At 71.8% G+C, this 24,739-nt stretch carries 26 protein-coding genes; 15 read left to right on the plus strand and 11 right to left on the minus strand.

What is annotated here, in order from left to right:
- The first annotated feature begins 16 nt into the window (after window positions 1–16).
- On the plus strand, window positions 17–595 hold the full coding sequence (locus FHU36_RS09515; protein ID WP_185083368.1) for a PadR family transcriptional regulator: 579 nt from the start codon (window positions 17–19) through the stop codon (window positions 593–595).
- Here the strand turns inward: FHU36_RS09515 and FHU36_RS09520 are convergent.
- Window positions 538–996, minus strand: coding sequence for a GNAT family N-acetyltransferase (locus FHU36_RS09520; RefSeq protein WP_185083369.1), 459 nt, complete (start codon window positions 994–996; stop codon window positions 538–540). The two genes, FHU36_RS09515 and FHU36_RS09520, sit on opposite strands and share 58 nt — an antisense overlap.
- Before the next feature lie 62 nt (window positions 997–1,058).
- On the opposite strand from FHU36_RS09520, the gene FHU36_RS09525 reads away from it, so the two are divergent.
- Complete coding sequence (locus FHU36_RS09525; protein WP_185083370.1) at window positions 1,059–1,442, plus strand: VOC family protein; 384 nt, start codon at window positions 1,059–1,061, stop codon at window positions 1,440–1,442.
- Between the two features lie 3 nt (window positions 1,443–1,445).
- Here the strand turns inward: FHU36_RS09525 and FHU36_RS09530 are convergent, their stop codons facing one another.
- The gene (locus FHU36_RS09530) at window positions 1,446–1,892 is read right to left on the minus strand and encodes a hypothetical protein (protein WP_221495818.1); all 447 of its coding nucleotides are present in this window, start codon (window positions 1,890–1,892) and stop codon (window positions 1,446–1,448) included.
- A 70-nt stretch (window positions 1,893–1,962) separates the two neighbouring features.
- Window positions 1,963–2,760 (minus strand): class I SAM-dependent methyltransferase, encoded by a 798-nt coding sequence (locus tag FHU36_RS09535; RefSeq protein ID WP_246502009.1) that lies wholly within the window; start codon window positions 2,758–2,760, stop codon window positions 1,963–1,965.
- A 103-nt stretch (window positions 2,761–2,863) separates the two neighbouring features.
- Here FHU36_RS09535 and FHU36_RS09540 point away from each other — a divergent pair, with 103 nt between their 5' ends.
- From FHU36_RS09540 to FHU36_RS09555, 4 genes are all read left to right on the plus strand, one after another.
- Window positions 2,864–4,669: an acyl-CoA dehydrogenase gene (locus FHU36_RS09540; protein WP_185083372.1), complete on the plus strand. Its 1,806-nt coding sequence runs from the start codon at window positions 2,864–2,866 to the stop codon at window positions 4,667–4,669.
- 146 nt (window positions 4,670–4,815) lie between these two features.
- Window positions 4,816–5,040: a hypothetical protein gene (locus FHU36_RS09545; RefSeq protein WP_185083373.1), complete on the plus strand. Its 225-nt coding sequence runs from the start codon at window positions 4,816–4,818 to the stop codon at window positions 5,038–5,040.
- 65 nt (window positions 5,041–5,105) lie between these two features.
- Window positions 5,106–5,639 (plus strand): RNA polymerase sigma factor, encoded by a 534-nt coding sequence (locus FHU36_RS09550; protein ID WP_185083374.1) that lies wholly within the window; start codon window positions 5,106–5,108, stop codon window positions 5,637–5,639.
- Window positions 5,639–6,628, plus strand: coding sequence for a CU044_5270 family protein (locus FHU36_RS09555; protein ID WP_185083375.1), 990 nt, complete (start codon window positions 5,639–5,641; stop codon window positions 6,626–6,628). The genes FHU36_RS09550 and FHU36_RS09555 overlap by 1 nt, the downstream gene beginning before the upstream one ends.
- Here the strand turns inward: FHU36_RS09555 and FHU36_RS09560 are convergent.
- The 4 genes from FHU36_RS09560 to pdhA all read right to left on the minus strand — a co-directional run bounded on the left by FHU36_RS09560 (window position 6,618) and on the right by pdhA (window position 10,617).
- Window positions 6,618–6,911 carry a Dabb family protein gene (locus tag FHU36_RS09560; protein WP_185083376.1) on the minus strand — a complete coding sequence of 98 codons (294 nt, stop codon included), beginning with the start codon at window positions 6,909–6,911 and terminating at the stop codon, window positions 6,618–6,620. The two genes, FHU36_RS09555 and FHU36_RS09560, sit on opposite strands and share 11 nt — an antisense overlap.
- Window positions 6,912–6,977: 66 nt before the next feature.
- On the minus strand, window positions 6,978–8,468 hold the full coding sequence (locus FHU36_RS09565; protein WP_185083377.1) for a dihydrolipoamide acetyltransferase family protein: 1,491 nt from the start codon (window positions 8,466–8,468) through the stop codon (window positions 6,978–6,980).
- Between the two features lie 16 nt (window positions 8,469–8,484).
- On the minus strand, window positions 8,485–9,465 hold the full coding sequence (locus tag FHU36_RS09570) for an alpha-ketoacid dehydrogenase subunit beta (RefSeq protein ID WP_185083378.1): 981 nt from the start codon (window positions 9,463–9,465) through the stop codon (window positions 8,485–8,487).
- 60 nt (window positions 9,466–9,525) lie between these two features.
- Window positions 9,526–10,617 (minus strand): pyruvate dehydrogenase (acetyl-transferring) E1 component subunit alpha, encoded by a 1,092-nt coding sequence (gene pdhA / locus FHU36_RS09575; protein WP_185083379.1) that lies wholly within the window; start codon window positions 10,615–10,617, stop codon window positions 9,526–9,528.
- 247 nt (window positions 10,618–10,864) lie between these two features.
- Here pdhA and purS point away from each other — a divergent pair, with 247 nt between their 5' ends.
- From purS to FHU36_RS09615, 8 genes are all read left to right on the plus strand, one after another.
- Window positions 10,865–11,110: a phosphoribosylformylglycinamidine synthase subunit PurS gene (gene purS / locus FHU36_RS09580; RefSeq protein WP_185083380.1), complete on the plus strand. Its 246-nt coding sequence runs from the start codon at window positions 10,865–10,867 to the stop codon at window positions 11,108–11,110.
- Between the two features lie 171 nt (window positions 11,111–11,281).
- A complete protein-coding gene (locus tag FHU36_RS09585; RefSeq protein ID WP_245899705.1) occupies window positions 11,282–11,719 on the plus strand; it encodes an ATP-binding protein in 438 nt (145 codons plus the stop codon).
- A gap of 104 nt (window positions 11,720–11,823) precedes the next feature.
- Entirely contained in the window at window positions 11,824–12,507 is a 684-nt protein-coding gene (gene purQ / locus FHU36_RS09590) for a phosphoribosylformylglycinamidine synthase subunit PurQ (protein WP_185083381.1), read from the plus strand.
- Window positions 12,504–14,756, plus strand: a complete 2,253-nt coding sequence (gene purL, locus FHU36_RS09595; protein ID WP_185083382.1) for a phosphoribosylformylglycinamidine synthase subunit PurL — start codon at window positions 12,504–12,506, stop codon at window positions 14,754–14,756. Before purQ ends, purL begins: the two co-directional genes overlap by 4 nt.
- 229 nt (window positions 14,757–14,985) lie before the next feature.
- On the plus strand, window positions 14,986–17,025 hold the full coding sequence (locus FHU36_RS46280; RefSeq protein WP_312891511.1) for an adenylate/guanylate cyclase domain-containing protein: 2,040 nt from the start codon (window positions 14,986–14,988) through the stop codon (window positions 17,023–17,025).
- Window positions 17,026–17,084: 59 nt separating this feature from the next.
- Window positions 17,085–17,747, plus strand: a complete 663-nt coding sequence (locus FHU36_RS09605) for a Crp/Fnr family transcriptional regulator (protein WP_185083383.1) — start codon at window positions 17,085–17,087, stop codon at window positions 17,745–17,747.
- Between the two features lie 5 nt (window positions 17,748–17,752).
- Window positions 17,753–19,198: an MFS transporter gene (locus FHU36_RS09610; protein ID WP_185083384.1), complete on the plus strand. Its 1,446-nt coding sequence runs from the start codon at window positions 17,753–17,755 to the stop codon at window positions 19,196–19,198.
- Window positions 19,199–19,215: 17 nt separating this feature from the next.
- On the plus strand, window positions 19,216–19,440 hold the full coding sequence (locus FHU36_RS09615) for a hypothetical protein (protein ID WP_246502011.1): 225 nt from the start codon (window positions 19,216–19,218) through the stop codon (window positions 19,438–19,440).
- An 82-nt stretch (window positions 19,441–19,522) separates the two neighbouring features.
- Here FHU36_RS09615 and FHU36_RS09620 read toward each other — a convergent pair whose 3' ends face one another.
- Both FHU36_RS09620 and FHU36_RS09625 read right to left on the minus strand, forming a co-directional pair.
- Window positions 19,523–20,272 (minus strand): methylenetetrahydrofolate reductase, encoded by a 750-nt coding sequence (locus FHU36_RS09620; RefSeq protein WP_185083385.1) that lies wholly within the window; start codon window positions 20,270–20,272, stop codon window positions 19,523–19,525.
- Between the two features lie 31 nt (window positions 20,273–20,303).
- A complete protein-coding gene (locus FHU36_RS09625; RefSeq protein WP_185083386.1) occupies window positions 20,304–20,489 on the minus strand; it encodes a hypothetical protein in 186 nt (61 codons plus the stop codon).
- A gap of 15 nt (window positions 20,490–20,504) precedes the next feature.
- Here FHU36_RS09625 and FHU36_RS09630 point away from each other — a divergent pair, with 15 nt between their 5' ends.
- Window positions 20,505–20,729, plus strand: a complete 225-nt coding sequence (locus FHU36_RS09630; RefSeq protein WP_185083387.1) for a hypothetical protein — start codon at window positions 20,505–20,507, stop codon at window positions 20,727–20,729.
- Here FHU36_RS09630 and FHU36_RS09635 read toward each other — a convergent pair.
- Both FHU36_RS09635 and FHU36_RS09640 read right to left on the minus strand, forming a co-directional pair.
- Window positions 20,693–22,570 (minus strand): ABC transporter ATP-binding protein, encoded by a 1,878-nt coding sequence (locus FHU36_RS09635; protein ID WP_185083388.1) that lies wholly within the window; start codon window positions 22,568–22,570, stop codon window positions 20,693–20,695. The genes FHU36_RS09630 and FHU36_RS09635 overlap by 37 nt on opposite strands.
- A gap of 34 nt (window positions 22,571–22,604) precedes the next feature.
- Window positions 22,605–24,611: a PhoX family protein gene (locus tag FHU36_RS09640; protein WP_185083389.1), complete on the minus strand. Its 2,007-nt coding sequence runs from the start codon at window positions 24,609–24,611 to the stop codon at window positions 22,605–22,607.
- Window positions 24,612–24,739 lie beyond the last annotated feature (128 nt).

The raw sequence follows: 24,739 nt of genomic DNA on the forward strand, positions 1-24,739 counted from the left end.
ACTATCCTGGGCCGCGATGACCTCGACGCTTGGATTCGCGATCCTCGCCGTGCTGGCGCGCGGGGAACGCACGGGATACGACATCGCCGCCGCCATGCGACGGCCCATCGCCTACTTCTGGACGGCCGGGCACAGCCAGATCCACGCCGAACTGCAGAAGCTGCTGGCCGCCGAGCTCGTCGGCTACGAGGCCAGGCAGGGACCGGGCCCGCAGGGCAAGAAGGTCTACCACGTGACACCCGAGGGCTCACTGGCCCTGCGGGCGTGGGTGACCGAGCCGCCGCGCGAGCGTCCGGAGCGCGACGAGCTGGTGCTGAAGACGTACGCGTCGTGGCTGGCGGACCCGGACCTGATCAGGCAGATGTTCACCGACCAGCTCGCGGTGCACGAGGCGCGGCTGGCCGAGTACGAGCGCGAGGGCGAGCTGATCGGTGAGCCCCCGGGATTCGGCGACCCCCGGTTCGGCAACTACGCGGCGCTGCGGTGCGGGCTCGGCTACGAGCGGCACCGCGCGGAGTGGTGCAGGTGGATGATCTCTCAGCTCAGCGCGCGCTTGAACCCTTCGTGGGAGTTGGCGAAGCCGAGCGAGTCGTAGAAGCGGTGCGCGTCGACGCGCGACTTGTCGGAGGTGAGCTGGACCATCGCGCAGCCGCGGGCACGGGCCCGGTCGACGGCCCACTGGATCATCCGGCGGCCGAGACCCTGGCCACGGGTGGAGGCGGCGACCCTGACGGCCTCGATCTGGCAGCGTTCGGCGCCGAGCCTCGACAGGCCGGCCAGGTAGGTGAGCTGCATGGTGCCGACGACCTTGCCGTCGTCCTCGGCGACGATCAGCTCGTCGTGGGGGTCGGCGTCGATGCGGGCGAACGCCGTCAGGTAGCGCTCGTCGCCGGGGTCGCCCTCACGCAGGGCGCCGAGCGGGTCGTCGGCCAGCATGGCGACGATCGCGGGCACGTCCTCGGCCGTGGCCTGGCGGAAGATGACGGTGTCTGCCATGCCCCGCATCATGCCAGAAACCGGCTTGACTGCTTTGATGGTGTCGCGATTGGGTGGCGACCATGATTGAGATCCATGCCGTGACCATCGACGCCGCCGACCCGTACGAGCTGGCGAGCTGGTGGAGCAGGGCCACCGGCCTGCCGCTGGGCGACGACGACCACCCGGGTGACGACGAGGTGATGCTGCGCACCAAGCATGATCCGTTCGTGCTGTTCATCCGCGTCCCGGAGGGCAAGACGGCCAAGAACCGCGTCCACCTCGACGTCAACGGCACCGAGGGGCGCACCCGCGACCAGGAGGTGGAGCGGCTCCTGGAGCTGGGGGCGACCGTGTTCGACGACCGCCGCCGGGCCGACGGCACCGGGTGGGTGGTCATGCACGACCCGGAGGGCAACGAGTTCTGCGTCTGCCGCAGCCAGGCCGAGCGCGAGGGCACTTCCTGACGCTCAGGAACGGGCGCGGCCCTTCATGGTGACGGTCAGGATGCCGGCGATGAGGTAGACCAGCGCGCCGTGCCAGACCGAGTGGAAGGCCGAACCGATCACGCCCTCCCCGTCGAGGACGAGCTGCACGGGATAGTCCAGCACGGCGGCGATGCCGGCCGGGAGCAGCGCGAACTTCCAGGGGTGCCGCAGCGCCCACAGGCGGGCCTGCCGGGTGACCCGGTCGCCCTCGTTCGGCTTGGACACCGCGCCGATGGCGGCGATCAGCGCGAACAGGCTGATGCCGAGCCCGAGGGCCCACACCAGGTCGGCGGTGCCCGGCAGGATCACGCCCATGCCGTAGCTGGCCGCGGCCACCACGCCACCACCGACGGCGGCGGCCTTCCACGGGGCGCCGCGCAGCGCGGCGCCGGACAGCGAGACTTCGTCGCGTCGGCTGATTTCGTTCATGGATCCAGACTGCCTCTCGGAGCACCCTGGCCACATCGGGGGTTTCCCCTGAAAAGTCCCCTACGTGGGGTCACTCCCACCAGAGGGTGACCCAGCGGTCGCGGGGCAGGGGCCACATCCCGAGCTCGAGCGCTGTCTCGCCGACCTCCTCGGCCTGGGCCGGGTCGAGGCAGAGGCGGCGGCACGCGCCGGCCGCCAGCTCCTCCAGGGAGGCGAACCTGTCCAGCGGCGCCTCCCTCTCCTCCACCCGCACGTCGTAGCCGAGGGCCGCGGCGAGGGCGACGCAGTCCTCGGCGACGGGCCGCACCGGGCGGTCGACGCCGTGGAAGTGCTGCCACAGCGGGGTCATCCAGCTCATGGGGTGGCGGTGGGTCAGCTCGATCACCACCCGGCCCTCGGTGCGCTCGTCGAGGGCGCCCAGGAAGGCGGCCAGGTCGGGGACGTTGTAGACGACGTGGCCGGCGACGGCCGCGTCGGCCCGGGGCACCTGCCCGGCCACGTCCGGCCAGCGACCCTCCACGGCCGTGCAGGCGACGCCCAGCTTGTCGGCCCGCACGCCCAGCTCGGCCAGCATGCCCGGCGAGGGGTCGACGGCGTACAGCTCGCCGATGCGCTCGTGCAGGGGAAGTGACGAGGCTCCGGTGCCCGCGCCGACGTCGAGCAGCCTGCCGCCGTCGGGCAGCGCCTCGGCCAGCCGGGTCATCGTGGGCCCGTCCTCCGGCTCGGCCAGCGCCCTGTCGGTGCGCATGGCGAAGCGAGCCGGCGAGTGACCCCAGGGGTCGGCCGGCGCCTTGGCCATGATCTCGTCCGGAATGGCCCAGGATTCCAGGCGCTCTCGCCAGCGGCGGGCGAGTTCTTCGGCATCCATGGAGATGAGCATGCCACGCATATCGGTGGTTACCCGCGGGTAGCATTCCTAGTAAGGTTACTAGCGAGTAGATAACGACCTCGGGTCAAGGAGATCAGCACCCATGGGCCACTACAAGAGCAACCTGCGTGACCTGGAGTTCAACCTCTTCGAGGTGTTCGGACGGCGAGAGGTCCTCGGCACGGGGCCGTACGCGGACGTGGACGAGGACGTCGCCCGCGGACTGCTTGAAGAGGTCAACAGGCTGGCCACCGGAGTCCTTGCCGAGTCGTTCGAGGAGGGCGACCGCCACCCGCCCGTCTTCGACCCGGAGACGCACACGGTGACCCTGCCCGCCGGGTTCAAGAAGTCGTACCAGGCGCTGGTGGACGGCGGCTGGACGCACCTCGACCTGCCCACCGAGCTGGGCGGCCCCGGCATCCCGCGCAGCCTGGCCTGGGCCACGGCCGAGATGATCCTGGGCGCCAACCCGGCCGCCTACATGTACGGGGCCGGGCCGAACTTCGCCTACACCCTGTGGCTGCTCGGCACCCCCGAGCAGAGGCGCTTCGCCGAGCTGGCCATGGAGCGCAACTGGGGCGCCACCATGGTGCTCACCGAGCCCGACGCCGGCTCCGACGTCGGCGCCGGCCGTGCCAAGGCCGTCCGGCAGCCCGACGGCACCTGGCACATCGAGGGCGTCAAGCGCTTCATCACCAGCGCCGAGCACGACATGACCGAGAACATCTTCCACCTCGTGCTGGCCCGCCCCGAGGGCCACGGCCCCGGCACCAAGGGCCTGTCGATGTTCCTGGTGCCCAAGTACCACGTGAACCTGGAGACCGGCGAGCTGGGCGAGCGCAACGGCGCCTACGTGACCAACGTCGAGAAGAAGATGGGCCTCAAGGTCTCCACGACCTGCGAGCTGACCTTCGGCGACAGGCACCCCGCGGTCGGCACGCTGGTGGGCGAGGTGCACGAGGGCATCAAGCAGATGTTCATGGTCATCGAGCACGCCCGGATGATGGTCGGCACCAAGGCCATCGCCACGCTCTCCACCGGCTACCTGAACGCCCTGGAGTACGCCAAGTCCCGCAAGCAGGGCGCCGACCTGACCCGGATGGCCGACAAGTCCGCGCCGCGCGTCACCGTCACCCACCACCCCGACGTGCGCCGCGAGCTCATGCTGCAGAAGGCGTACGCCGAGGGCATGCGGGCGCTCGTCCTGTACACGGCGACGTTCCAGGACGCCGTCCAGATGAACCCGGACGACCGGCACGCGCACGCGATGAACGACCTGCTGCTGCCCGTGGTCAAGGGCGTCGGCTCCGAGCGGTCGTACGAGCTGCTGGCCCGCTCGCTGCAGACGCTGGGCGGCTCGGGCTACCTGCAGGAGTACCCGATCGAGCAGTACATCCGCGACGCGAAGATCGACTCCCTGTACGAGGGCACCACCGCGATCCAGGGCCTGGACCTTTTCTTCCGCAAGATCCTGCGCAACCAGGGCGCCGCGATCGGCTCGCTGCTGGCCGAGGTGAACGCCTTCGCCGAGTCCGAGGCGGGCAACGGCCGGCTCAAGGAGGAGCGCAAGCTGCTCACCGAGGCCGCCGCCGACGTCAAGGCCATGGGCGACACCATGGCCGGCTGGGCGCTCGGCTCGCTGGAGAAGCCGGAGGAGGTCTACAAGGTCGGCCTGAACACCACCAGGTTCCTGCTCGCCCTGGGCGACCTGGTGATCGGCTGGCTGCTGCTGCGCCAGGCCGAGATCGCCCTGACCCGGCTGGCCGACCGCGAGGACCCGTTCTACCGGGGCAAGGTCGCCGCCGCCTCGTTCTTCGCGACGACCGTGCTGCCCCGGCTGGCCGCCGAGCGCCGCGTGCTCACCGGCACCGGCCTGGACCTGATGGAGCTGCCGGAGGAGGCGTTCTAGCCTCCCGCCGGCCTCCCACCGTGCCGGTGAACGCCCGCTCCGCGAGCCCGGGGCGGGCGTTCACCTCTTTCCGGTGGCCGCGGGTGTGATCGCCTGTACCCGGGTATGACCGTGGGCGTACCTGGTCTTTCCCCACGGAGGTCGGCATGGGTGTCGGGGTCAGCATCTTCTTCCTCACGCTCGGCGCCATCCTGAGGTTCGCCATCGAGCCCGACGTGTTCGGTGACGCCGTCCACATGGACGTCATCGGACTGATCTTCATGATCGTCGGGGGTGCGGGGATCGTGCTCAGCCTCGTCCTGGCCCCGCGGCGCGGCCACACCTCCGAGGACCGGCTGATGCGCCGCGAGAACCGGCCGCCGGAAATCTGACGGAAGGGTCTCCCGCCCGCGGGCAATCACAGGTGTCCGCGTTCCCCGGCAAGGGAGACCCTTGCATGACCATGTCCCTCGACGGGGCGGTGGCCGATCCCGAGCGGTTCGCCACCGTCTTCGACGCCCACTACGAGGAGATACGCCGCTACGCCGGCCGCCGCCTCGACCTCGACATCGCCGAGGACCTCGCCGCCGAGACCTTCCTCGTCGCCTTCCGCCGCCGCCACACCTTCGACGCCGCCAGGGGCGGCGTCCGGCCGTGGCTGTACGGCATCGCCACCAACCTCATCGGCCGCCACCGCCGCGCCGAGGTACGCCGCTACCGCGCCCTGGCCCGCTCCGGGCCGCCACCGGACGCCGACGGCCACGACCAGCGGGTCGTGGACCGGGTCGCCGCCGGGGTCACCGTGCAGCGGCTCTCGGCCGCGTTGGCCGGCCTGTCGCGCGGCGAGCGCGACGTGGTGCTGCTCGTCGCGTACGGCGAGCTGACCTACGACGAGGTGGCCGCGGCGCTCGGCGTCGCCTACGGCACCGTCGCCTCCCGGCTGAGCCGGGCAAGGACCAAGCTCCGTGACGCTCTGGGGGTGGAGTTGTGATGAAGGAGTTCCAGCTGATCGACGAGGTGATGCCGGACGTCCCTCCCGCCGACCAGGCGCGGACGCTGGCCGTGCGCGCCCGGCTGCTCGGCGGGGCCCGGCGGCGGCGGACACCCCGCCTGTCGTGGCTGCTCGCGGGCGCGGCCGTGGTGTCCGTCCTGGTAGCCGGTTTCCTGGCGATCCCCCGGCTGGGCGACGGCACCGTCCACACGGCGAAGGCGCCCGACGCGGCCACCGTGCTCGACGCCGCGCTCGACCGGCTGGCCGTCCGACCGCCCGGTGGCGGGGCGCGGTGGCGGCGCGAGAGCCTGGAGGTGCACCTGAGCCGGCCGAAGGACGCCTACACCGTCGAGCGACGGATCAAGGACGTCGTCTGGCGCGACGGGCGGACCGTGCGGACGGAGCGGACGGACCTGTCGGCCGAGCCCCTCACCGCAGCCGACAGGCGGGCGTGGCAGGCCGCGGGTTCGCCGCCGCTCTGCGTGGCCGAGGACCCGTGCCGGTTCGGCAAGGCCAGGGTCGAGACCTTGCCTGCCGACGGACTGGCCTACCCGGTGGGTCCGGCGGCGCGGTTGCCCGCCGATCCCGAGGCGCTCAGGGCGCACCTGCTGAAGGTCTACCCGCAGGGTGCTCCGGAGAGCCGGGAGAGCTTCCTGTGGAACCTCGCCACGTATCTCCTCAAGGACACCGAGATCACCCCCGCCACGAGGGCCGCCGTCTACCGCATGCTGGCGGCCTTCCCCGGGGTGACCGTGGCGGACGGTGTCACCGACGTCGAGGGCCGGGTGGGCGTGGCGCTGGTGCAGCCGCCTCGCGAGAACCACATGCAGGAGCTGATCCTGCTCGACCGGGAGAGCGGCGAGCTGCTGGGCTTTCAGGAGGTGCTGCTGAAGCCCAGCCCGAACCACGCCGACATCCGGCCCGGCACGCCGTACCGGTGGGAGCTGATCAGGTCGCTCGGCTGGACCGACGAGGCGCCTACAGGCTGAGCTGGGCGGCGGCGCGGGACGCCACGATGGGCTTGATGCGCTCGGCGATCACCGCCTGGTGCAGCGGGTGATCGCGGTAGGTCTCGAAGTCGGCCACGCTGTCGAAGTCGGCCACCACCGCGAAGTCGTGGTTGCCCGGGTTGATGCCCGCGTCGGGACCGACCGTGTAGGAGCGGATCTGCGGGATGGCGTCCGGCAGCTTGCGCAGCTCGGGCGCCACCGCCGCCTTCTGCTCGTCGGTGGCGTCCTCGGTCCAGGTGAACAACACGACATGGCGAATCATGCGGCCACCCTACCGGCGCGCCGCTCCCCGGACGGGGGCCCGGGGAGCGGCGGCGCGGCGGCGCGGTCAGCTCCAGGCGAGCATGCGCAGCGGGTCCGCCAGCATGTCGGCCACGTCACGCAGGAACAGCGAGCCGAGCTCGCCGTCCACGATCCGGTGGTCGAACGAGAGCGACAGCGTCGTCACCTTGCGGACGGCCAGCTCGCCGTCCACCACCCACGGCATGTCCCTGACCTGGCCGAAGGCGAGGATGGCCGCCTCGCCCGGGTTGATGATCGGGGTGCCGGCGTCGACGCCGAACACGCCCACGTTCGTGATCGTGAACGTGCCTCCCGCCATCTCGGCCGGCTGCGTGCGTCCGGCCCTGGCGGTCTCGGCGAGCTGCCCGATTCGCCTGGCCAGCTCGGGGAGCGGCAGCTCGTGGGCGCCCTTGATGTTGGGCACCACGAGCCCGCGCGGGGTGGCGGCGGCGATCCCGAGGTTCACGTAGTGCTTGACCACGATCTCCTGGGCCGCCTCGTCCCACGAGGAGTTGACCATCGGGTGCCGCCGGGCGGCGACCAGCACGGCCTTGGCCACCAGGAGCAGCGGCGACACCTTGACCTCGGCGAAGTCGGGCAGCGTGCGCAGCCGCCTGACGGCCTCCATGGTCTCGGTGACGTCCACCTGGAGGAACTCGGTGACGTGCGGTGCGGTGAACGCGCTGGCCACCATGGCCTGCGCGGTCATCTTGCGCACGCCCTTGACGGGGACGCGCTCCTCCCGCCACTGCCCGGCCGCGGCCTGCAGCCCCGCCTCGGCCACGACCCGCTGCCCCGCCGCCTGGGGCGCCAGGGCGGCGGCGTGGACGTCGTCGCGGGTGATCGAGCCCTGGGGGCCCGTGCCGGTCAGCGTGGCGAGGTCCACGCCGAGGTCCTTGGCCAGCTTGCGCACGGGCGGCTTGGCGAGCACCGCCACCCGCGCGGGGGTCACCGCCGCGCCGGGCGGGGTGTCGACCTCCACCCGTGCCGGGTTGGCCACCGGCGTGGCCGGGATCGGCTGCGGCGCCCCGGCCTGGGCGCCGGGACGTCCCGCGTGGCCGGGCTTGCGGGCGCGGCGCTTGGTGGCTCCGGTCTTGACGCCGTAGCCGACCAGGACCGCCTGGCGCTCCTCGCGGGGCGCCGGGCTGCCGTGCACGCCCGGCTCCACCGCGCCCTCGGCCGGCGGGCTCGGGACCATGTCGTCGGCCAGGGCCGCGCCCCGCCCCGCAGCGCCGTCCGAGCCTTCCGCCCCGGACACGGCCGCGGGAGCCGCGCCCCCGGACGGGGCGCCGCCTTCCTCGGCCGTGTCGACGGCGATGATCGGCACGCCCACGTCGACGGTCTCGCCCTCGCCGGCCATCAGCCCGGTGACCACGCCGTCCCAGGGGATGGGCAGCTCGACGATGGACTTGGCCGTCTCGATCTCGACCACGATCTGGTTGACCTTGACCGGATCGCCTTCCTTGACGTGCCAGCGGACGATCTCGGCCTCGGTCAGCCCTTCGCCGACGTCGGGGAGCTTGAATTCACGTCGCATGAAACCGACTCCCCTTTCAGTAGCCGAAGGCGCGGTCGACGGCGTCGAGCACCCGGTCCAGGTCAGGCAGGTAGTACTCCTCCAGCTTCGACGGGGGGTACGGGGTGGAGAAACCGCCGACCCGCAGCACCGGCGACTCCAGGTGGTAGAAGCACTGCTCGGTGATCCGCGCGGCCAATTCGGCGCCGAAGCCGCTGTTGACCGGCGCCTCGTGCACCACCACGACGCGGCCCGTGCGGCGGACCGAGTCCATGACGAGCGGCGCGTCGAGCGGGTTGAGCGAGCGCAGGTCGATGACCTCCAGGGAGCGCCCGTCGTCCTCGGCGGCCTTCGCGGCCTCCAGGCAGGTCTTGACCATGGGGCCGTAGGCGAGCAGCGTGACGTCGGTGCCCGGCCGCACCACCCTGCCCTTGTCGAGGGGGGTCCACCAGTCGGTGGAGCCGGTGTCGATGTCGGCCTTCTCCCAGTAGCGGCGCTTCGGCTCGAAGAAGATCACCGGGTCGTCGCTCCGGATCGCCTGCTGGATCATCACGTAGGCGTCGGCCGGGTTGGAACAGGCCACCACGCGCAGGCCGGCGGTGTGGGTGAAGTAGGCCTCGGGCGACTCGCTGTGGTGCTCGACCGCGCCGATGCCGCCGCCGCAGGGGATGCGCACGACCACGGGGAGCTTGATCGCGCCCAGCGAGCGCATCGGCATCTTGGCGAGCTGGGTGATGATCTGGTCGGCGGCCGGGAAGACGAAGCCGTCGAACTGGATCTCGCACACCGGCCGGTAGCCGCGCAGCGCCAGGCCGATCGCGGTGCCGATGATGCCGGACTCGGCCAGGGGGGTGTCGATGACCCGGTCCTCGCCGAAGTCCTTCTGCAGGCCGTCGGTGACGCGGAAGACGCCGCCGAGCTTGCCGACGTCCTCGCCCATGATGAGGACCTTGGGGTCGTCCTCCATGGCCTTGCGCATGCCCTCGTTCAGGGCCTTGGACAGGCTCAAAACCGTCATGACGCCTCCTTCGTCTGCGTCATGACAGTCATGCTGTGCTCATTGGCTCCTTCGCCTCGCTCAGTCACGGAAGCCCTCCAGGTACGCGGCGAACTGGGCGCGCTCTTCGTCGATCAGGGGGTGCGGCTCGGCGTAGACGTGGTCGAACATGTCGAGCGGCTGGGGGTCGGGCATGGCCAGGCAGCGCCTTCGCAGGTCGGCGCCGAGCTGGTCGGCCTCGGCCTCGACGGACTCGATGAACGCCTGGTCGGCCAGCTCGTTCTTGAACAGGTAGGACTTGACCCGCTCGATGGGGTCCTTGAGCTTCCACGCCTCCAGCTCGCTGGCGACCCGGTAGCGGGTCGGGTCGTCGGTGGTGGTGTGGGCGCCCATCCGGTAGGTGAACGCCTCGATCAGGGTCGGGCCCTGGCCCTCGCGGGCGTTCTTGAGGGCCTGCCTGGTGACCGCGAGGCAGGCGAAGACGTCGTTGCCGTCGACCCTGACGCCGGGGAAGCCGAAGCCGGAGGCGCGGCGGTAGAGCGGGATGCGGGTCTGCTTCTCGAGCGGCTCGGAGATCGCCCACTGGTTGTTCTGGCAGAAGAACACGATCGGCGCGTTGAACACGCTGGCCCAGATGAACGACTCGTTGACGTCGCCCTGGGAGGTGGCGCCGTCGCCGAAGTAGGCGATCGCGGCGGCGCTCGCGTCGTCGCGCTGGATGCCCATGGCGTAGCCGACCGCGTGCAGGGTCTGGCTGCCGATGACGATCGTGTAGAGGTGGAAGTTGTGCTCCCGGGGGTCCCAGCCGCCGTGGTTGACACCGCGGAACAGGCCGAGGAGCTTGACCGGGTCCACGTCACGGCACCACGCCACGCCGTGCTCGCGGTAGGTGGGGAAGGCCATGTCGGCGTCGGTCAGCGCGCGGCCGGAGCCGATCTGCGCCGCCTCCTGGCCGAGGAGCGACGCCCAGATGCCGAGCTCGCCCTGCCGCTGCAGGGCCACGGCCTCCAGGTCGATGCGCCTGACGAGGACCAGGTCACGGTAGAGGGACCTGACCTCCTCCGGCTTGAGGTCGATGTCGTAGTCGGGGTGCTCGACCCGCTCTCCCTCGGGGGTGAGCAACTGGACGAGCTCTGGGGGTGCTTCGGCACCACGAGAGGCGTCGACGGTCACGTGCCACTCCTGTGCGGTCAGGGCCGGTGCGGATGGGGTTGCCATCGCATGCCGGCCTTTTGGGCGTCGGACCATGTGATGGTGGTTCGTACGCGTTTGGGGACATCGTGGCAGACGTCACAGCCCTCCGCGCAAGCCCCATGTCCACCCCGTTCCCGTTGTGCCGACCGCCACACGCACCGGTAGGCTGGCATTCCCAACCCCGCCCCGACCTGGTCCGATCCAGGCTGCATCCAGGAGGAACCCCGTGGCGCGCGTCATCGTGGACGTCATGCTGAAGCCCGAGATTCTCGATCCGCAGGGCCAGGCGATCGCCCGCGCGCTGCCCCGGCTGGGCTTCTCCGGGGTCACCGCGGTGCGTCAGGGCAAGCGCTTCGAGATCGAACTCGACGGTCCCGCCGACGAGGCGGCCATTTCGGACGTCCGAAAGATGGCCGAGACGCTGCTGGCCAACACGGTGATCGAGGACTACACCGTCCGGGTTGAGGGCTAGATCGCCGCTTTCGGCCCCCAAGATTCCGCTACGTGGCTTAACACCGGGTTCCGGCGCGTCCTAACCCCACGAGCGTGCCAACACTAAATAACAACAACGTGATTTTGCGGTTAGCCCCGATTTCACGGGGAAACCTACTCCAGGTGACATTCCGGAGCCCGGAGGAGTCCGGTGGATATTGAGTTCTCGTTGGCACTGCCCCGGGACGCCATCGGCATACCGATGGTCAGGCGAGTGCTCGGCGATGCGATGCGGTCGCTCAACGTGAGCGAGACCTGCATCTCCGACATGCTGCTCGCCGTCTCCGAGGCGTGCTCCAACGCGGTGCGGCACGGGGGGCCCGCCAACCGCTACGAGGTGTCGGCGTCGATCGGTTACGGCCGCTGCGACGTGCGCGTGGCCGACAGCGGCGGCGGGCTGCCGTCGATGCCGCTGCACTTCCCGCCCCCCGACACCGAGAACGGCCGCGGCCTGCTGATCATGCGGTCGGTGGTCGACGAGATCTCCTTCGGCATCACCCCGGGTCGTGGCACCACGGTCCACCTGCGCAAGCAGCTCGCCTGGGACGACGAGGCCGACGCCCGCCCCCGCCAGCTCGCCGCAGTCTGACCTCCCGGCGGTGTGCATCCGGCCGCACCCGATAACCTGGGAGGACCGCCCCCGTCCACCCCGAGGCGACGGTGGCGTGCGCATCCTCGAAGGGGACGACTGTCATGAGCGCTGCCCGTGTGGGCATTGTCACGTTTCCAGGCACACTCGACGACCAGGACGCCGCCAGAGCCGTGCACCTCGTGGGCGCCCAGGCGGTCCCGCTGTGGCACGCCGACCACGACCTCAAGAAGGTCGACGCGGTGTTCCTGCCTGGCGGTTTCTCCTACGGCGACTACCTCCGCTGCGGCGCCATCTCGCGGTTCGCGCCGCTGATGGAGGAGCTCATCCCGGCCGCCCGCGCGGGCCTGCCCGTGCTGGGCACCTGCAACGGGTTCCAGATCCTGTGCGAGGCGCACCTGCTGCCGGGCGCGCTGACCCGCAACGCCTCCCTCCACTACGTCTGCCGTGACCAGCGGGTCCGCATCGAGCAGACCGACACGGCCTGGACCTCGTCGTTCGCGACCGGCCAGGAGATCGTGCTGCCGATCAAGCACGGCGAGGGCCGCTACGTGGCCTCCGCCGAGACGCTGGCCGAGCTGGAGGCCGACGGCCGCGTGGTGGTGCGCTACGTCGGTGGCAACCCCAACGGCTCCATGAACGACATCGCGGGCATCCGCAACGAGGCGGGCAACGTGGTCGGCCTCATGCCGCACCCCGAGCACGCCGTCGAGGAGCTGGTCGGCGCCCCGAGCACCGACGGCCTCGGCTTCTTCACCTCCATCCTCAAGAAGCTGGTGAACGCATGAGCACCGACTCCGTCAAGCGGGCCGAAAGCACTCCCGACGAGCCGATGCCCTTCGCCGAGCTGGGGATGAAGCAGGACGAGTACGACCGGGTCAAGGAGATCCTCGGCCGCCGTCCCACCGGTTCCGAGCTGGCCATCTACAGCGTCATGTGGTCCGAGCACTGCTCGTACAAGTCGTCCAAGGTGCACCTGCGGCAGTTCGCCACCAAGGCGCCCGAGTCCGAGGCACTGCTCGTCGGCATGGGCGAGAACGCCGGCGTGGTCGACATCGGCGACGGCTGGGCCGCCACGTTCAAGATCGAGTCGCACAACCACCCGTCCTACGTCGAGCCGCACCAGGGCGCGGCCACGGGCGTGGGCGGCATCGTGCGCGACATCATGTCGATGGGCGCCCGCCCGATCGCGGTGATGGACTCGCTGCGGTTCGGCGCGGCCGACGCCGTGGACACCCGGCGGGTGCTGCCGGGCGTGGTCGAGGGCATCAGCCACTACGGCAACTGCCTGGGCCTGCCCAACATCGGCGGCGAGGTCGTCTTCGACCCCTGCTACATCGGCAACCCGCTGGTCAACGCGCTCTGCGTGGGCTTGCTGCGCAAGGACCAGATCAAGCTGGCCACGGCGCCCGGCCCCGGCAACAAGGTGGTGCTGTTCGGCGCCTCGACCGGCCCCGACGGCATCGGCGGCGCGTCGGTGCTGGCCAGCGCGACGTTCGAGGACGAGTCGCACGCCAAGCGGCCCGCCGTGCAGGTGGGCGACCCGTTCATGGAGAAGCTGCTCATCGAGTGCTGCCTGGAGCTGTACACGGCCGACGTGGTCGTCGGCATCCAGGACCTCGGCGCGGCCGGCGTCTCCTGCGCCACCACCGAGCTGGCCGCCAAGGGCACCGGCGGCATGCACGTGGACCTCAACCTGGTGCCGCTCCGCGACCCGTCGCTCAGGCCTGAGGAGATCCTCATGAGCGAGTCGCAGGAGCGCATGATGGCGGTCGTCCGCCCCGACGACATCCCGGCGTTCATGGCGATCTGCCAGAAGTGGGACGTCCCGGCCACCGTCATCGGCGAGGTGACCGACACCGGGCGCCTGGTGATGACGTGGGACGACGAGGTGATCGTCGACATCCCGCCGGGCACCGCCGCCGACGACGGCCCCGTCTACGAGCGCCCCTTCCACGAGCCCGCCGGGCAGGCCGCGCTCAACGCCGACGCCCCCGACCGGCTGGAGCGCCCCGACGACCTGCGGGCCGCCCTGCTGCGGCTGCTCGGCTCGCCCAACCTGGCCTCCCGCGAGTGGGTGACCTCCCAGTACGACCGCTACGTCCGCTCCAACACGGTGCTGGCGCAGCCGGCCGACGCCGGGATGCTGCGTGTGCACGAGGCGATGGACGGCGCCGAGCCGACGACCCGCGGCATCGCGCTGGCCACCGACGGCAACGGCCGCTACGCCAAGCTCGACCCGTACGCGGGGGCGCAGCTCGCGCTGGCCGAGGCCTACCGCAACGTCGCCGTGACCGGCGCGCAGCCGCTGGCCGTGACCAACTGCCTCAACTTCGGCTCCCCCGAGGACCCGGAGGTCATGTGGCAGTTCGCCGAGGCGGTGCGCGGCCTGGCCGATGCCTGCCGGATCCTCGGCGTGCCGGTCACCGGCGGCAACGTGTCCTTCTACAACCAGACCGGCTCCACCGCCATCAACCCCACCCCGGTCGTGGGCGTGCTCGGCGTGATCGACGACGTGGCCAAGCGCGTCGGCTCGGGCTTCACCGCCGAGGGGCTGCGGGTGGCGCTGCTCGGCGAGACCCGGGAGGAGTTCGGCGGCTCGGAGTGGGCGCACGTCGCCCACGGCCACCTCGGCGGCCTGCCGCCCGTGGCCGACCTGGCGGCCGAGCAGGCCCTGGCGGCCGTCATGGTGGAGGCGGCCCGGCGCGGGCTCGTCGAGGGCTCCCACGACCTGTCCGACGGCGGCCTGGGGGTCGCGCTGGCCGAGGCGTGCCTGGCCCGCGGCGTCGGCGCCACGGTGACGCTCACCGGCGACCCGTTCACCGCGCTGTTCAGCGAGTCGGCGGCCAGGGCGCTGGTGGCGGTCCGGCCGGAGGCGTTCGAGGAGTTCGCCGCGCTGTGCGCCCGGCACGACGTCCCCTGCTACGGGCTCGGCACGACGGGCGGCTCGTCGCTCGTCGTGGAGGGAGTGCTGGACGTGCCGGTCGCCGACCTGCGCGACAAGCACGCGGCCACGTTGCCGGCCCTGTTCGGCTGACGGATTCTCGCGAAAGGGCCGGCACGGGGGTTTCCGCGCCGGCCTTTCCCGCGCCGGCCCATTCCCGTGTCGGCCCTTTCGCGCGCCGGTCCATTCGCGCGCCGGTCCTTTCCCGTGCCGGTCCTTTCCCGTGAGGCTCGACCGGCCGGCGTCACGTGACGTGTCAAAACATCGGCAGTGCGTAAAAGGACGCGGTGTGCCGTCTCGCCGGCCGTGGATAATCGGGACCGTGCCGACGGAAAGTCCCTACCTCCCTCCCGCCACGCAGCCGGTCCGGGGAGTCGTCTGGGCCATCCACCTTGTGCTGCCCATGCTGGGGCTCTGGCTGCTGCTGGCCGAGCCCGACCTGAACATCGAGTGGCACCACAACCCCAGCCACTTCTGGATGATCCTCGCCGTGGCCGGCGTCAACGTGGCGCTCGGCATGCTGATCAGCGAGGCGTCGCGCCGCAGGCAGGACGCCCGCCTGTTCCTGGTGTCGATGGTGTTCCTGGCCAGCGCCGGCTTCTTCTTCATGCACGGGCTGGCCACGCCGACCATCATCCTGCCCACCGGTTCGCTGGGGTTCGACCTCGGCCAGCAGGTCGGGCTGACGATCGCGGCGGGGTTCGCGTTCGCCTCGGCGCTCCCCCTGGGCGAGCGGGCGGCGCGGACCGTGCTGTCCGCCCAGCACGTGATCCGGGGCGTCCTCGTCGGATTCATGATCATCTGGGGGCTCGCCTCCCTGATCGACGGGCTCACCCCGCTCAGCTCGCCACCGCTGGGCGGCTACCACACCTGGGTGGCCTGGGCGGCGGTGCCCGGCCTGGCCCTGTACGTCGCGGCGACGATGATGACGTTCCGGCTGCACCGCAACCGGCCGTCGGCCATGCTGGTCAGCCTGCTCACGGCGTACGCGCTGCTCGCCGAGACCATGGTCGCCGGGATGTCGCAGCTCAACTGGCACCTGACGTGGTGGCTGTGGCACGTGCTGCTCACGTTCGCCTTCGGGTTCGTCGCCTACAGCGCCTACCTGCAGTTCAGGCGTGAGGGATCGAGCGCGGGCCTGTTCGACTCGGTGGCGCTGTCGGCGACCGTGGCCCGCATCCGGCAGCAGTACGACGAGGCGCTGGAGGAGCTGGTCGAGCACGTACGGCGGGGCGAGCCGATGGCGGCGACCCGGCTGTCGGGCAAGTTCCGGCTCAACGAGGGCCAGGCGGCGGTCCTCGACCGGGCCGGCCAGGCGCTGGCGAACGAGCGGGAGCTGTCCGAACGCCTGGGCGCCCTGGTCGCCGTGAGCGCCCACACCCGGGTCGGCCTGCCGGAGACCGAGCTGCTGGCCGGCGCGCTGGAGCGGGTGCGCCAGGCGTTCGGCGACGTGCGGATCGGCCTGGTGTCCGAGGGCCGCACCCACATCGGCTCGCGCACGTACACCTTCGACGGCGACGAGCCCGTCCGGCGCGGTGAGCTGCTGGCCTTCCCGCTGACCGTGAAGGGCCGGCCGGCCGGGGCGCTGGAGGTGCCGGTCGGCCGCACCCCGCAGGACGAGGCGCTGGCCGCCACCCTGGCCGGGCAGCTCTCCCTCTCGCTCGAGAACGCCCGCCTCTACCAGGAGCTCGACACCCTCTTCCGGCAGTACATGTCACCTGACGTGGCCCAGGCCCTGCTCGCCGACCCCTCGCAGGCGGCGCTCGGCGGGCAGCTCAAGGAGCTGACCGCGCTCTTCGCCGACCTGAAGGGCTTCACGTCGTTCTCCGAGCAGGTGACGCCCGGCGAGATCGTCGAGATGCTCAACCGCTACCACACGGCCGCCGTGCCCTGCATCCTCGACAACGGCGGCACGATCGTGCAGTTCGTCGGCGACGCGCTGCTGGCCCTGTTCAACGCCCCGGCGACGCAGAGCGACCACGCCGCGGCCGCCTGCCGGGCGGCGCTGGCCATGCAGCGGGCCGCCGCCGAGATCGCCGAGGAGGCGGCGTGGCAGCGGGCGGGCGACGTGGCGTGGCCGACGTTCCGGGTCGGGGTCAACACCGGGCCCGCGCTCGTGGGCAACATCGGCAGCCCGCAGCTTCGCGGCTTCAACGCGATGGGCGACTGCGTGAACGTGGCCGCCAGGCTCCAGGCGCTGGCCGAGCCCGGCACCGTCGTGATCGGCGAGACGACGCTCAAGCAGCTCGGCCGCGGCGCCAAGGCCACCCCCCTGGGCAGGCTGGCCCTCAAGGGCAAGGAGGAGAAGGTCGCCGCGTACGTCCTGACAGAGCTGCCGCAACCGCTTCGGGAGCTGCCGTAACACGGTTGCGTCGGTTTGTGACGTGAAAGGCGGCGGGCCGGGCCGCCATAATCAGGCGCATGAACCCTGAGGCCGGCGAGTTCCTCTCCATGCTCACCTCCGACGAGGTCGACGCCCTGCGCGCCGCGGGCCGGCCGCGCCGGTGGGAGCGCGGCGCCACCGTGATGTCGGAGGGCGACACCTCCGACTGGGTCCTCGTGCTGACCGAGGGCCGGGTCAAGGTCTCCTCGCACACGAGCAGCGGCACCGAGGTGGTGCTGGCCGTACGCGGTCCGGGCGGCCTGATCGGCGAGATGTCGTCCATCGACGGCTCGCCCCGGTCGGCGACCGTGACCGCGCTGGAGCCCATCGCGGGCGTGGTGATCCGCGACTTCGCCGCGTTCCTGCAGGCGCACGGGCGGGTGGCGGTGCTGCTCCTGCGGCTGGTCACGGAGCGGCTGCGCGACTCCGACCGCAAGCGCATCGAGTACGGCGCGTACGACACCACCGGCCGGGTCGCGACGCGGCTGCTGGAGCTGGCCGACCGCTACGGCGAGCAGACCAACGGCGGGGTGCGCGTGGCCCTGCCGCTCTCCCAGGACGAGCTGGCCGGCTGGACCGGCGCCTCGCGCGAGGCGGTGAGCAAGGCGCTGCGGAGCCTGCGCGACCGCGGCCTCATCGAGACCGGAAGGCGCCGCGTGGTGATCCACGACGTGGAGGGGTTGCGCAAGCGGGCCCGCTGACCGTCGTGCCCTCCCCCGAACACGGGCCCGCCCACCGGGCCCGGCTGCGCTACGCCTGGCGCGTGTGCTCGGTCACCAGCCTGGGGCTGGTGCTCATCGGCATCGCCGGCAGCACGCTCAACGTGGCGCTGCCGGCGGTCGTGCGCCACTTCTCGGCCGACCCGTTCCAGTCGGGCTGGATCCTGCTGTCGTTCCTGCTGGTGAACACCGCGTGCCTGGTGCTATTCGGCCGCGTCGCCGACCTGGTCGGGCGGCGGGAGGTCTACCTGGCGGGCTTCGCGCTGTTCACGGTGGCGTCGCTGCTGGCCGGGCTGTCGCCGGACGTGTGGTTCCTGGTGGCGATGCGGGTCGTGCAGGCGGTCGGGGCGGCGATGATCCTGGCCAACGGCACGGTCATCATCACCGACGCGTTCCCGCCCGAGCGGCTCAGCCAGGGGATGGGCGTCTACATCGGCACGCTGTCCGTGGCGCAGCTCGCCGGACCGACGCTGGGCGGCCTGATCGCCGAGACGGCCGGCTGGCAGTGGATCTTCTGGGTGAACGTGCCCGCCGGCGTGGTGGCGCTGGCGTGGGGCACCGTGACGCTGCGGAGGGTGCCGCCGGGCCCGAAGCAGCCGGTGGACGCGCTGGGCAACGCACTGGTGTTCGCGGCGCTGTCGGCGCTGCTGCTGGCGCTGTCCGAGGCGGGCTCGCGCGGTCCGTCGAGCCCGGTGGCGGTGGCCGGGGCGGTCGTCTTCGCGGCGCTGGTGCCGGCCGTGGTGCTGGTGGAGCGCCGGGCCTCGCACCCGGTGCTGGACGCGCGGCTGTTCGGCGGGCGGATGCTGGCCTTCGCCAACCTGGCGTCGTTCTGCAACGCGCTGGCGCGGGCGTCGCTCGTCCTGGTCGTGGCGCTGTACTTCCAGGCGGCACGGGGCGTGGACGCGTTCACGGCCGGGCTGAGCGTGCTGCCGGTGCCGGTGGGCATGGCCGTGGCCTCGCCGGTCGCGGGAGCGCTGGGGCGGCGGGTGCCGGCGTACGCGCTGTCGGTGGGCGGCTCGCTGCTGAGCACGGCCGGGCTGGGCGTCCTGCTGCTGTCCGCCGGGGCCGGCACGCCGTACTGGGTGGTGGGCGTGGGGCTCTTCGTGGCCGGCTGCGGCAGCGGCGCGTTCCTCACCGGCAACACCACGCAGGTCATGCAGGGGCTGCCCGCCGGAGGGCTGGGCGTGGTGAACGGGTTCCGGCTGATGGTGATGAACGTGGGCGTCGTGCTCAGCGTGGGCCTGTCGCTGAGCGTCCTGGCCGGCTCGGTCGGGCCGGAGCTGGGTGCCCAGGTGTACGCGGGGACGCTGTCCACGCTGTCGCCAGTGGCCGTGGAGCAGCTCATGGACGGCTTCCGGCGGACGTACGCGGTGCTGTGCGCGGTGGCGCTCACCGGGGCCGTCCTCGCCGCCCTGGCCCGGTCGGACCGCTGACGTGTTACAGCTACGTCATGGGAACTCTCAACGTTCGTACCGATGAGGCGATGGAGACCGCGCTGCGCGCCTTGGCGGGAGAGACGCGAAGCCGTTCCGAGGCCGTCCGCCACGCCCTGCTGCGCACGTACGAGGCAATGCTGATCGAGCAGGCCGCAGCCGACGCCGAGCGCTTGCGGAACGACTCTGATGACCAGGCCGAGATGCTGGCGATCCAGCGGTACGTGGGTGTAGCGGAGTGATATTGGCTCGGCGGCTTCAAGGGCGCGCTCGAAGCGCACGAGGCCGCTGACCTCGATCGGGCACTGATGCTGAAGCTGGGCCTCATCTGAAGGCGCCGGCGAGGCGGGACTCGACGTCGCGGTAGCGGCTGACCGGGACGAGGTGGACGCCGTCGAAGGCGCCGGAGTCGCGGATGGCCAGCACCTGCTCGCACGCCGCCGCCACGCCCGCCATGCGGTCGGCCGCCACCCGGGCGACCAGGTCGTCCGGGATGTCGATGGCGGGGATCGCGGCGGCCATCCGGCGCGCGTGCGTCTCGCTGGCCAGCACCATGACGCCCGCATAGACCGGCACCTCGACCTGGTTGGCCTCGCGCCAGCGCAGCAGGGCCTCCAGCGAGAAGCTGACCTGGACGAACAGGAAGTCGGCCGCCCGCTTCCAGGCGGGCAGGGGCCGCAGGCCCGCCGCCGCGCCGATCCGGACGCCCGGCGAGAACTCTCTGGTCTCCTCGATCATCGACCGCACGGTCAGGTCACCGGCGCGGTTGCCGCTCGCCGGTTTGTCGCCGTGGACGAACAGGAACTCCTCCACGCCGTAGGCGGCGGCCGTCAGCAGGTCGCGGCGCAGGCCGAGGAGGTTGCGGTCGCGGGAGTTGAGGCAGGCGATGCTGCGCCCGCCCATGGCCTGCACCTCGTGCGCCACGGCCACGCTCGACACGGTCGCGCGCCCGATGTGGTTGTCGGGGATGAGGAACGAGTGCGCGATCGTGCTCAGGGTGCCGATCTGGTGGCGGACGCGCTTCAGGTCGGGCCTGGTCGGCGGTTCGATCTCGCACACGAGCTGGAACGTCATGATCAGGACCCTAGCTCCTGGCCGAGGGCCTCTATGCCGCCGAGGACCAGGTCGACGCCGAAGGAGTCGTAGAGGGCGGGTCTGCGCCGCCCACCATGGGACCGCTCATCGCGACGAGGTTGGGGTAGCGGTCGGCGGGCAGCGACTCCAGGTCGAGCCGCTTGCGCCGGACGATCTCAGCGATCTCCGCCGGGTCGTGGCCGGCGGTGAAGTGCACGGGCGCGGCGGTGACGTGCTGCCGTGGTACCTGGCGTACGGGCTGGGCGCCGGGCTGCTGGTGCCGCTCACCGCCGCGATGCTGAGCGGGATGCCAGCGGGCCGGTCGGGGGTCGCCTCCGGCGTGCTGAACGTCTCCCGGGAGGTGTTCGGGCTGCTCGGCATCACGGTCCTCGGCGCGCTGCTGACCTCGCGGCCGGCGCCTCAGGCCGCCGGGACGACCGTCGGCTCGGCGAACTGAGTGGTGTAGAGCTCCTCGTAGCGACCGCCCGCGGCGAGCAGCTCGGCGTGCGTGCCCCGCTCCACCACGCGGCCGTCCTCGATCACCAGGATGAGGTCGGCGGCCCGGATCGTGGACAGCCGGTGGGCGATCACCACGGCGGTGCGGCCCTCCAGCGCCTCGCCCAGCGCCTCCTGCACGGCCGCCTCGGAGGTGGAGTCGAGCGCGGCCGTGGCCTCGTCCAGGATGACCACCTGGGGCCTGGCCAGCAGCAGGCGGGCGATCGTCAGCCGCTGGCGCTCGCCGCCGGACAGCCGGTAGCCGCGCTCCCCCACCACCGTGTCGAGCCCGTCGGGCAGCGACTCGATCAGCGTGGCGAGGCGGGCCCTGCGCAGCGCGTCCCAGAGCTCCTCCTCGCTCGCCTCGGGCCGGGCGAACAGGAGGTTGGCCCGGATCGTCTCGTGGAAGAGGTGCCCGTCCTGGGTGACCATGCCGAGCGTCTCGCGGATCGAGTCGGCGGTCAGGTCGCGCACGTCCACCCCGCCGATCCGCACGGCCCCCGCGTCCACGTCGTACAGCCGGGGCAGGAGCTGCGCGATCGTGGACTTGCCCGCCCCGGAGGAGCCGACCAGGGCGACCATCTGCCCGGGCTCGGCCCGGAACGACACCCCGTGCAGCACGGTCTCGCCGCCGCGGGTGTCGAGGGCGGCCACCTCCTCCAGCGAGGCGAGCGACACCTTGTCGGCCGACGGGTAGGCGAAGCGCACGTCGTCGAACTCGACCGCGGCCGGCCCGTCCGGCACCCGTACCGCGTCCGGCTTGTCCTGGATGAGCGGCTTGAGGTCGAGCACCTCGAAGACCCGCTCGAAGCTGACGAGCGCGCTCATCACGTCCACCCGGGCGCTGGCCAGCGCGGTCAGCGGCGAGTAGAGGCGGGTGAGCAGCAGCGCCAGCGCCACCACCGAGCCGGGTTCGAGCTGGTCGCGCAGCGCGTAGAAGCCGCCGAGGCCGTAGACGAGCGCGAGTGCCAGCGCCGACACCAGCGTCAGCGCGGTGACGAAGGCCGACTGCGCCATCGCCGTGCGCACGCCGATATCGCGCACCCGGCGCGCCCGCGCCGCGAACTCGGCCGACTCGTGCGCGGGCCGGCCGAACAGCTTCACCAGCGTCGCCCCGGGCGCGGAGAACCGTTCGGTCATCTGGGTGCCCATCGCCGCGTTGTGGTCGGCGGCCTCGCGCCGCAGCCGGGCGATGCGGACGCCCATGCGCCGCGCCGGCAGCACGAACACCGGCAGCAGCAACAGCGCCAGCAGCGTGATCTGCCACGAGATGCCGATCATCACGGTGAGCGCCAGCACCAGCGTCACGACGTTGCCGGCCACGCCGGACAGGGTGTCGGTGAACGCCCGCTGCGCGCCGATCACGTCGTTGTTCAGCCTGCTGACCAGCGCGCCCGTACGCGTGCGGGTGAAGAAGGCGACCGGCATGCGCTGCACGTGGTCGAACACCGCCGTGCGCAGGTCGAGGATCAGCCCCTCGCCCAGGCCGGCCGACAGCCACCGGGTGAGCAGCCCCAGCCCGGCCTCGGCGACCGCCAGGCCGGCGATCACGGCGGCCAGCCCGACGACCACACCGAGCTCCTCGCCCTTGCCGATGGCGTCCAGCACCCGGCCCGCCAGCAGCGGCGGCGCCACGGCTAGGGCCGCCATCACCACGCTCAGCAGCAGGAACAACGTGATCCGGCGGCGGTGCGGCCGGGCGAAACTCCAGACACGGCGGAGCGTCGCCCTGGACACAGGACGACGCTCGCGCTGGTTGTTCATCGAATACAGCTGGTGCCAGGCGGTCACTTCCATGCTCATGGCATGGAGCCTAGAACCTCAACTTATGTCGAGGTCAACTCCCGATCTTCCGCCCCTCAGAGTGCCACACGACCGCCACGGACGGGCGGGGCTGGCCCTCGCCGCCCTCAGGCCAGCGGCTCGCCGGGCTGTCGGGGGTGGCGCCGTCCACCTCGCCAGGGTGCTGCACCGCGACGAAGACGCTGCGCTGGTCCTCGGTCACCAGGGGACCACAGGTCTCGGCCCCGACGGGCACCGAGAGGAACTGGCGCAGGTGGCCGCGGTCCTTGCCGCGCACCGGCATCGCGAACAGGCCGTCGTTGGAGCCGAGCGCGTTGCCGTCCGTGGAGATCCACAGGTTGCCGTCGCGGTCGAAGGCCAGGTTGTCCGGGCAGGAGATGGGCGAGACCTTCGTCTTGTCGTAGCCGGCGAAGTAGGTGGCGGCGTCGTTCGGGTCGCCGCAGACCAGCGGCAGCGACCAGGCGAACGTCCGCTCCGTCGGGTCGCCGCGGTGCTCGACCAGCTCAAGGACGTGGCCGTGCTTGTTGGAGGCGCGCGGGTTGGCCTCGTCCACCTGAGCCGCGGTGCGGTTGGAGTTGTTGGTGAGCGCGATGTAGACGCCGCCGGTGACCGGGTTGCGCTCCACGTCCTCCGGGCGGTCCATCTTGGTCGCGCCGACCTTGTCCGCCGCCGCGCGGGTGTAGACCAGGACCTCGGCGGCGGTCATGCCGTCCACGTGCGACCTGTTGCCGCTGACCAGCGGGATCCACTCGCCCGAGCCGTCGAACGCGCCGTCGGAGGGCAGCTTGCCCGAGCCGTCCAGCTCGGCCGCCGGGCTGTCGCCGGTGAACTTCGCCACGTACAGGGTGCCCTCGTCCAGCAGCCTGCGGTTGTGCCGGTCGTTGCCCGGCCGATAGCGGTCCTTCGAGACGAACTTGTAGACGTACTCGAACCGCGAGTCGTCGCCCATGTAGACCACCAGGCGGCCGTCACGGGCCACCGTCGTGGTGGCGGCCTCGTGCTTGAAGCGGCCGAGCGCCGTGCGCTTGACCGGCGTCGAGTCGGGGTCGAACGGGTCGATCTCCACGATCCACCCGAACCGGTTGACCTCGTTCGGGTGCTTGGCCAGGTCGAACCGCTCCTCCACCCGGTCGAACCGGCGGCTGCTCGACGAGGCGCCGGACGGGACCGTGTAGCGGGCGATGTACGGCCGCTGCGCCGCGGGCACCTTGTCGCCGTTGACGAAGTACTGGTCGAAGTTCTCCTCGGCCGTCAGCACCGTGCCCCACGGCGTGGTGCCGCCCGCGCAGTTGTTCAGCATGCCGACCGGCGCGGCGCCCGACGGGTCGGCGGCCGTCTTCAGCAGGTCGTCGCCCGCGGCCGGGCCGGAGAACTTCATCGGCGTGTGCACGGTGATGCGCCGGTTGTAGCGCCGGCGGCCGCTGGTGACCAGCTTCCACTGGCCGGTGCCCTTGACCCGCTGCACCTCGACGACCGAGCCGCCGTGGGCGGCCAGCGCGATCTTGATCTGCTCCTCGGTCGCCGTGGCGCCGCCCCGGTAGCCGCGGAACATCAGGGCCTCGGTGGTGTACTCGTGGTTCACCCAGAGCAGGCCGCGGTCACGGCCCATCGGGAACAGCGTCACGTAGTCGCAGTTGTAGCCGAACTGCTTGGCCTGCGCCTCGGCGCTCTGGTTGTCGAAGTCGAACTCCGGCGCGCCCGGCAGCACGGGGTCGCCCCAGCGCACCACCACGGAGCTGGTGTAGCCGCCGGGCACGCGCAGCGCGTCGTCGGTGTTCGGCGGGACGGGCGCGAAGCTCAGCCCCGAACGGCCGCCGCCCCGCAGCGCCGCGTCCTCGGGCCCGGCCGGGTCCGCAAGCGCCGGAACGGCCCCGGCACCGCCCGCCACGCCGGCGCCCGCCACCAGGGCGCCCAGCGCGCCGGCGCGCAGCACGCCCCGGCGGGACATGGCCTGGGCGACGACGTCGCCGAAGTAGGTGTTACCGCTGTCGTTGCCGGCCTCGTGCGCGCAGGCATTGCCGCAGCGGAACTGGCAGGTCATCGCCGATCGACCTGATTTGTGCGTGGTGAGCAGCGGAAGAAGCCGGTTCTGCACGGGGGACTCCAAAGGTGGTGCGCGGTGTTTCGGCCGAGACGCTACGAGGACCGGGGGAACCTCCGGTGAACGAC

It is taken from the genome of Nonomuraea muscovyensis, from assembly GCF_014207745.1.
Taxonomy (GTDB): Bacteria; Actinomycetota; Actinomycetes; order Streptosporangiales; family Streptosporangiaceae; genus Nonomuraea; species Nonomuraea muscovyensis.

Bases quoted from the DNA above. Each gene is read 5' to 3' on its own strand.
- FHU36_RS09515 (WP_185083368.1), top strand. From the start codon at position 17: ATGACCTCGACGCTTGGATTCGCGATCCTCGCCGTGCTGGCGCGCGGG.
- FHU36_RS09520 (WP_185083369.1), bottom strand. From the start codon at position 996: ATGGCAGACACCGTCATCTTCCGCCAGGCCACGGCCGAGGACGTGCCC.
- FHU36_RS09525 (WP_185083370.1), top strand. From the start codon at position 1,059: ATGATTGAGATCCATGCCGTGACCATCGACGCCGCCGACCCGTACGAG.
- FHU36_RS09530 (WP_221495818.1), bottom strand. From the start codon at position 1,892: ATGAACGAAATCAGCCGACGCGACGAAGTCTCGCTGTCCGGCGCCGCG.
- FHU36_RS09535 (WP_246502009.1), bottom strand. From the start codon at position 2,760: ATGGATGCCGAAGAACTCGCCCGCCGCTGGCGAGAGCGCCTGGAATCC.
- FHU36_RS09540 (WP_185083372.1), top strand. From the start codon at position 2,864: ATGGGCCACTACAAGAGCAACCTGCGTGACCTGGAGTTCAACCTCTTC.
- FHU36_RS09545 (WP_185083373.1), top strand. From the start codon at position 4,816: ATGGGTGTCGGGGTCAGCATCTTCTTCCTCACGCTCGGCGCCATCCTG.
- FHU36_RS09550 (WP_185083374.1), top strand. From the start codon at position 5,106: ATGACCATGTCCCTCGACGGGGCGGTGGCCGATCCCGAGCGGTTCGCC.
- FHU36_RS09555 (WP_185083375.1), top strand. From the start codon at position 5,639: ATGAAGGAGTTCCAGCTGATCGACGAGGTGATGCCGGACGTCCCTCCC.
- FHU36_RS09560 (WP_185083376.1), bottom strand. From the start codon at position 6,911: ATGATTCGCCATGTCGTGTTGTTCACCTGGACCGAGGACGCCACCGAC.
- FHU36_RS09565 (WP_185083377.1), bottom strand. From the start codon at position 8,468: ATGCGACGTGAATTCAAGCTCCCCGACGTCGGCGAAGGGCTGACCGAG.
- FHU36_RS09570 (WP_185083378.1), bottom strand. From the start codon at position 9,465: ATGACGGTTTTGAGCCTGTCCAAGGCCCTGAACGAGGGCATGCGCAAG.
- purQ (WP_185083381.1), top strand. From the start codon at position 11,824: ATGAGCGCTGCCCGTGTGGGCATTGTCACGTTTCCAGGCACACTCGAC.
- purL (WP_185083382.1), top strand. From the start codon at position 12,504: ATGAGCACCGACTCCGTCAAGCGGGCCGAAAGCACTCCCGACGAGCCG.
- FHU36_RS09605 (WP_185083383.1), top strand. From the start codon at position 17,085: ATGAACCCTGAGGCCGGCGAGTTCCTCTCCATGCTCACCTCCGACGAG.
- FHU36_RS09615 (WP_246502011.1), top strand. From the start codon at position 19,216: ATGGGAACTCTCAACGTTCGTACCGATGAGGCGATGGAGACCGCGCTG.
- FHU36_RS09620 (WP_185083385.1), bottom strand. From the start codon at position 20,272: ATGACGTTCCAGCTCGTGTGCGAGATCGAACCGCCGACCAGGCCCGAC.
- FHU36_RS09635 (WP_185083388.1), bottom strand. From the start codon at position 22,570: ATGAGCATGGAAGTGACCGCCTGGCACCAGCTGTATTCGATGAACAAC.
- FHU36_RS09640 (WP_185083389.1), bottom strand. From the start codon at position 24,611: ATGACCTGCCAGTTCCGCTGCGGCAATGCCTGCGCGCACGAGGCCGGC.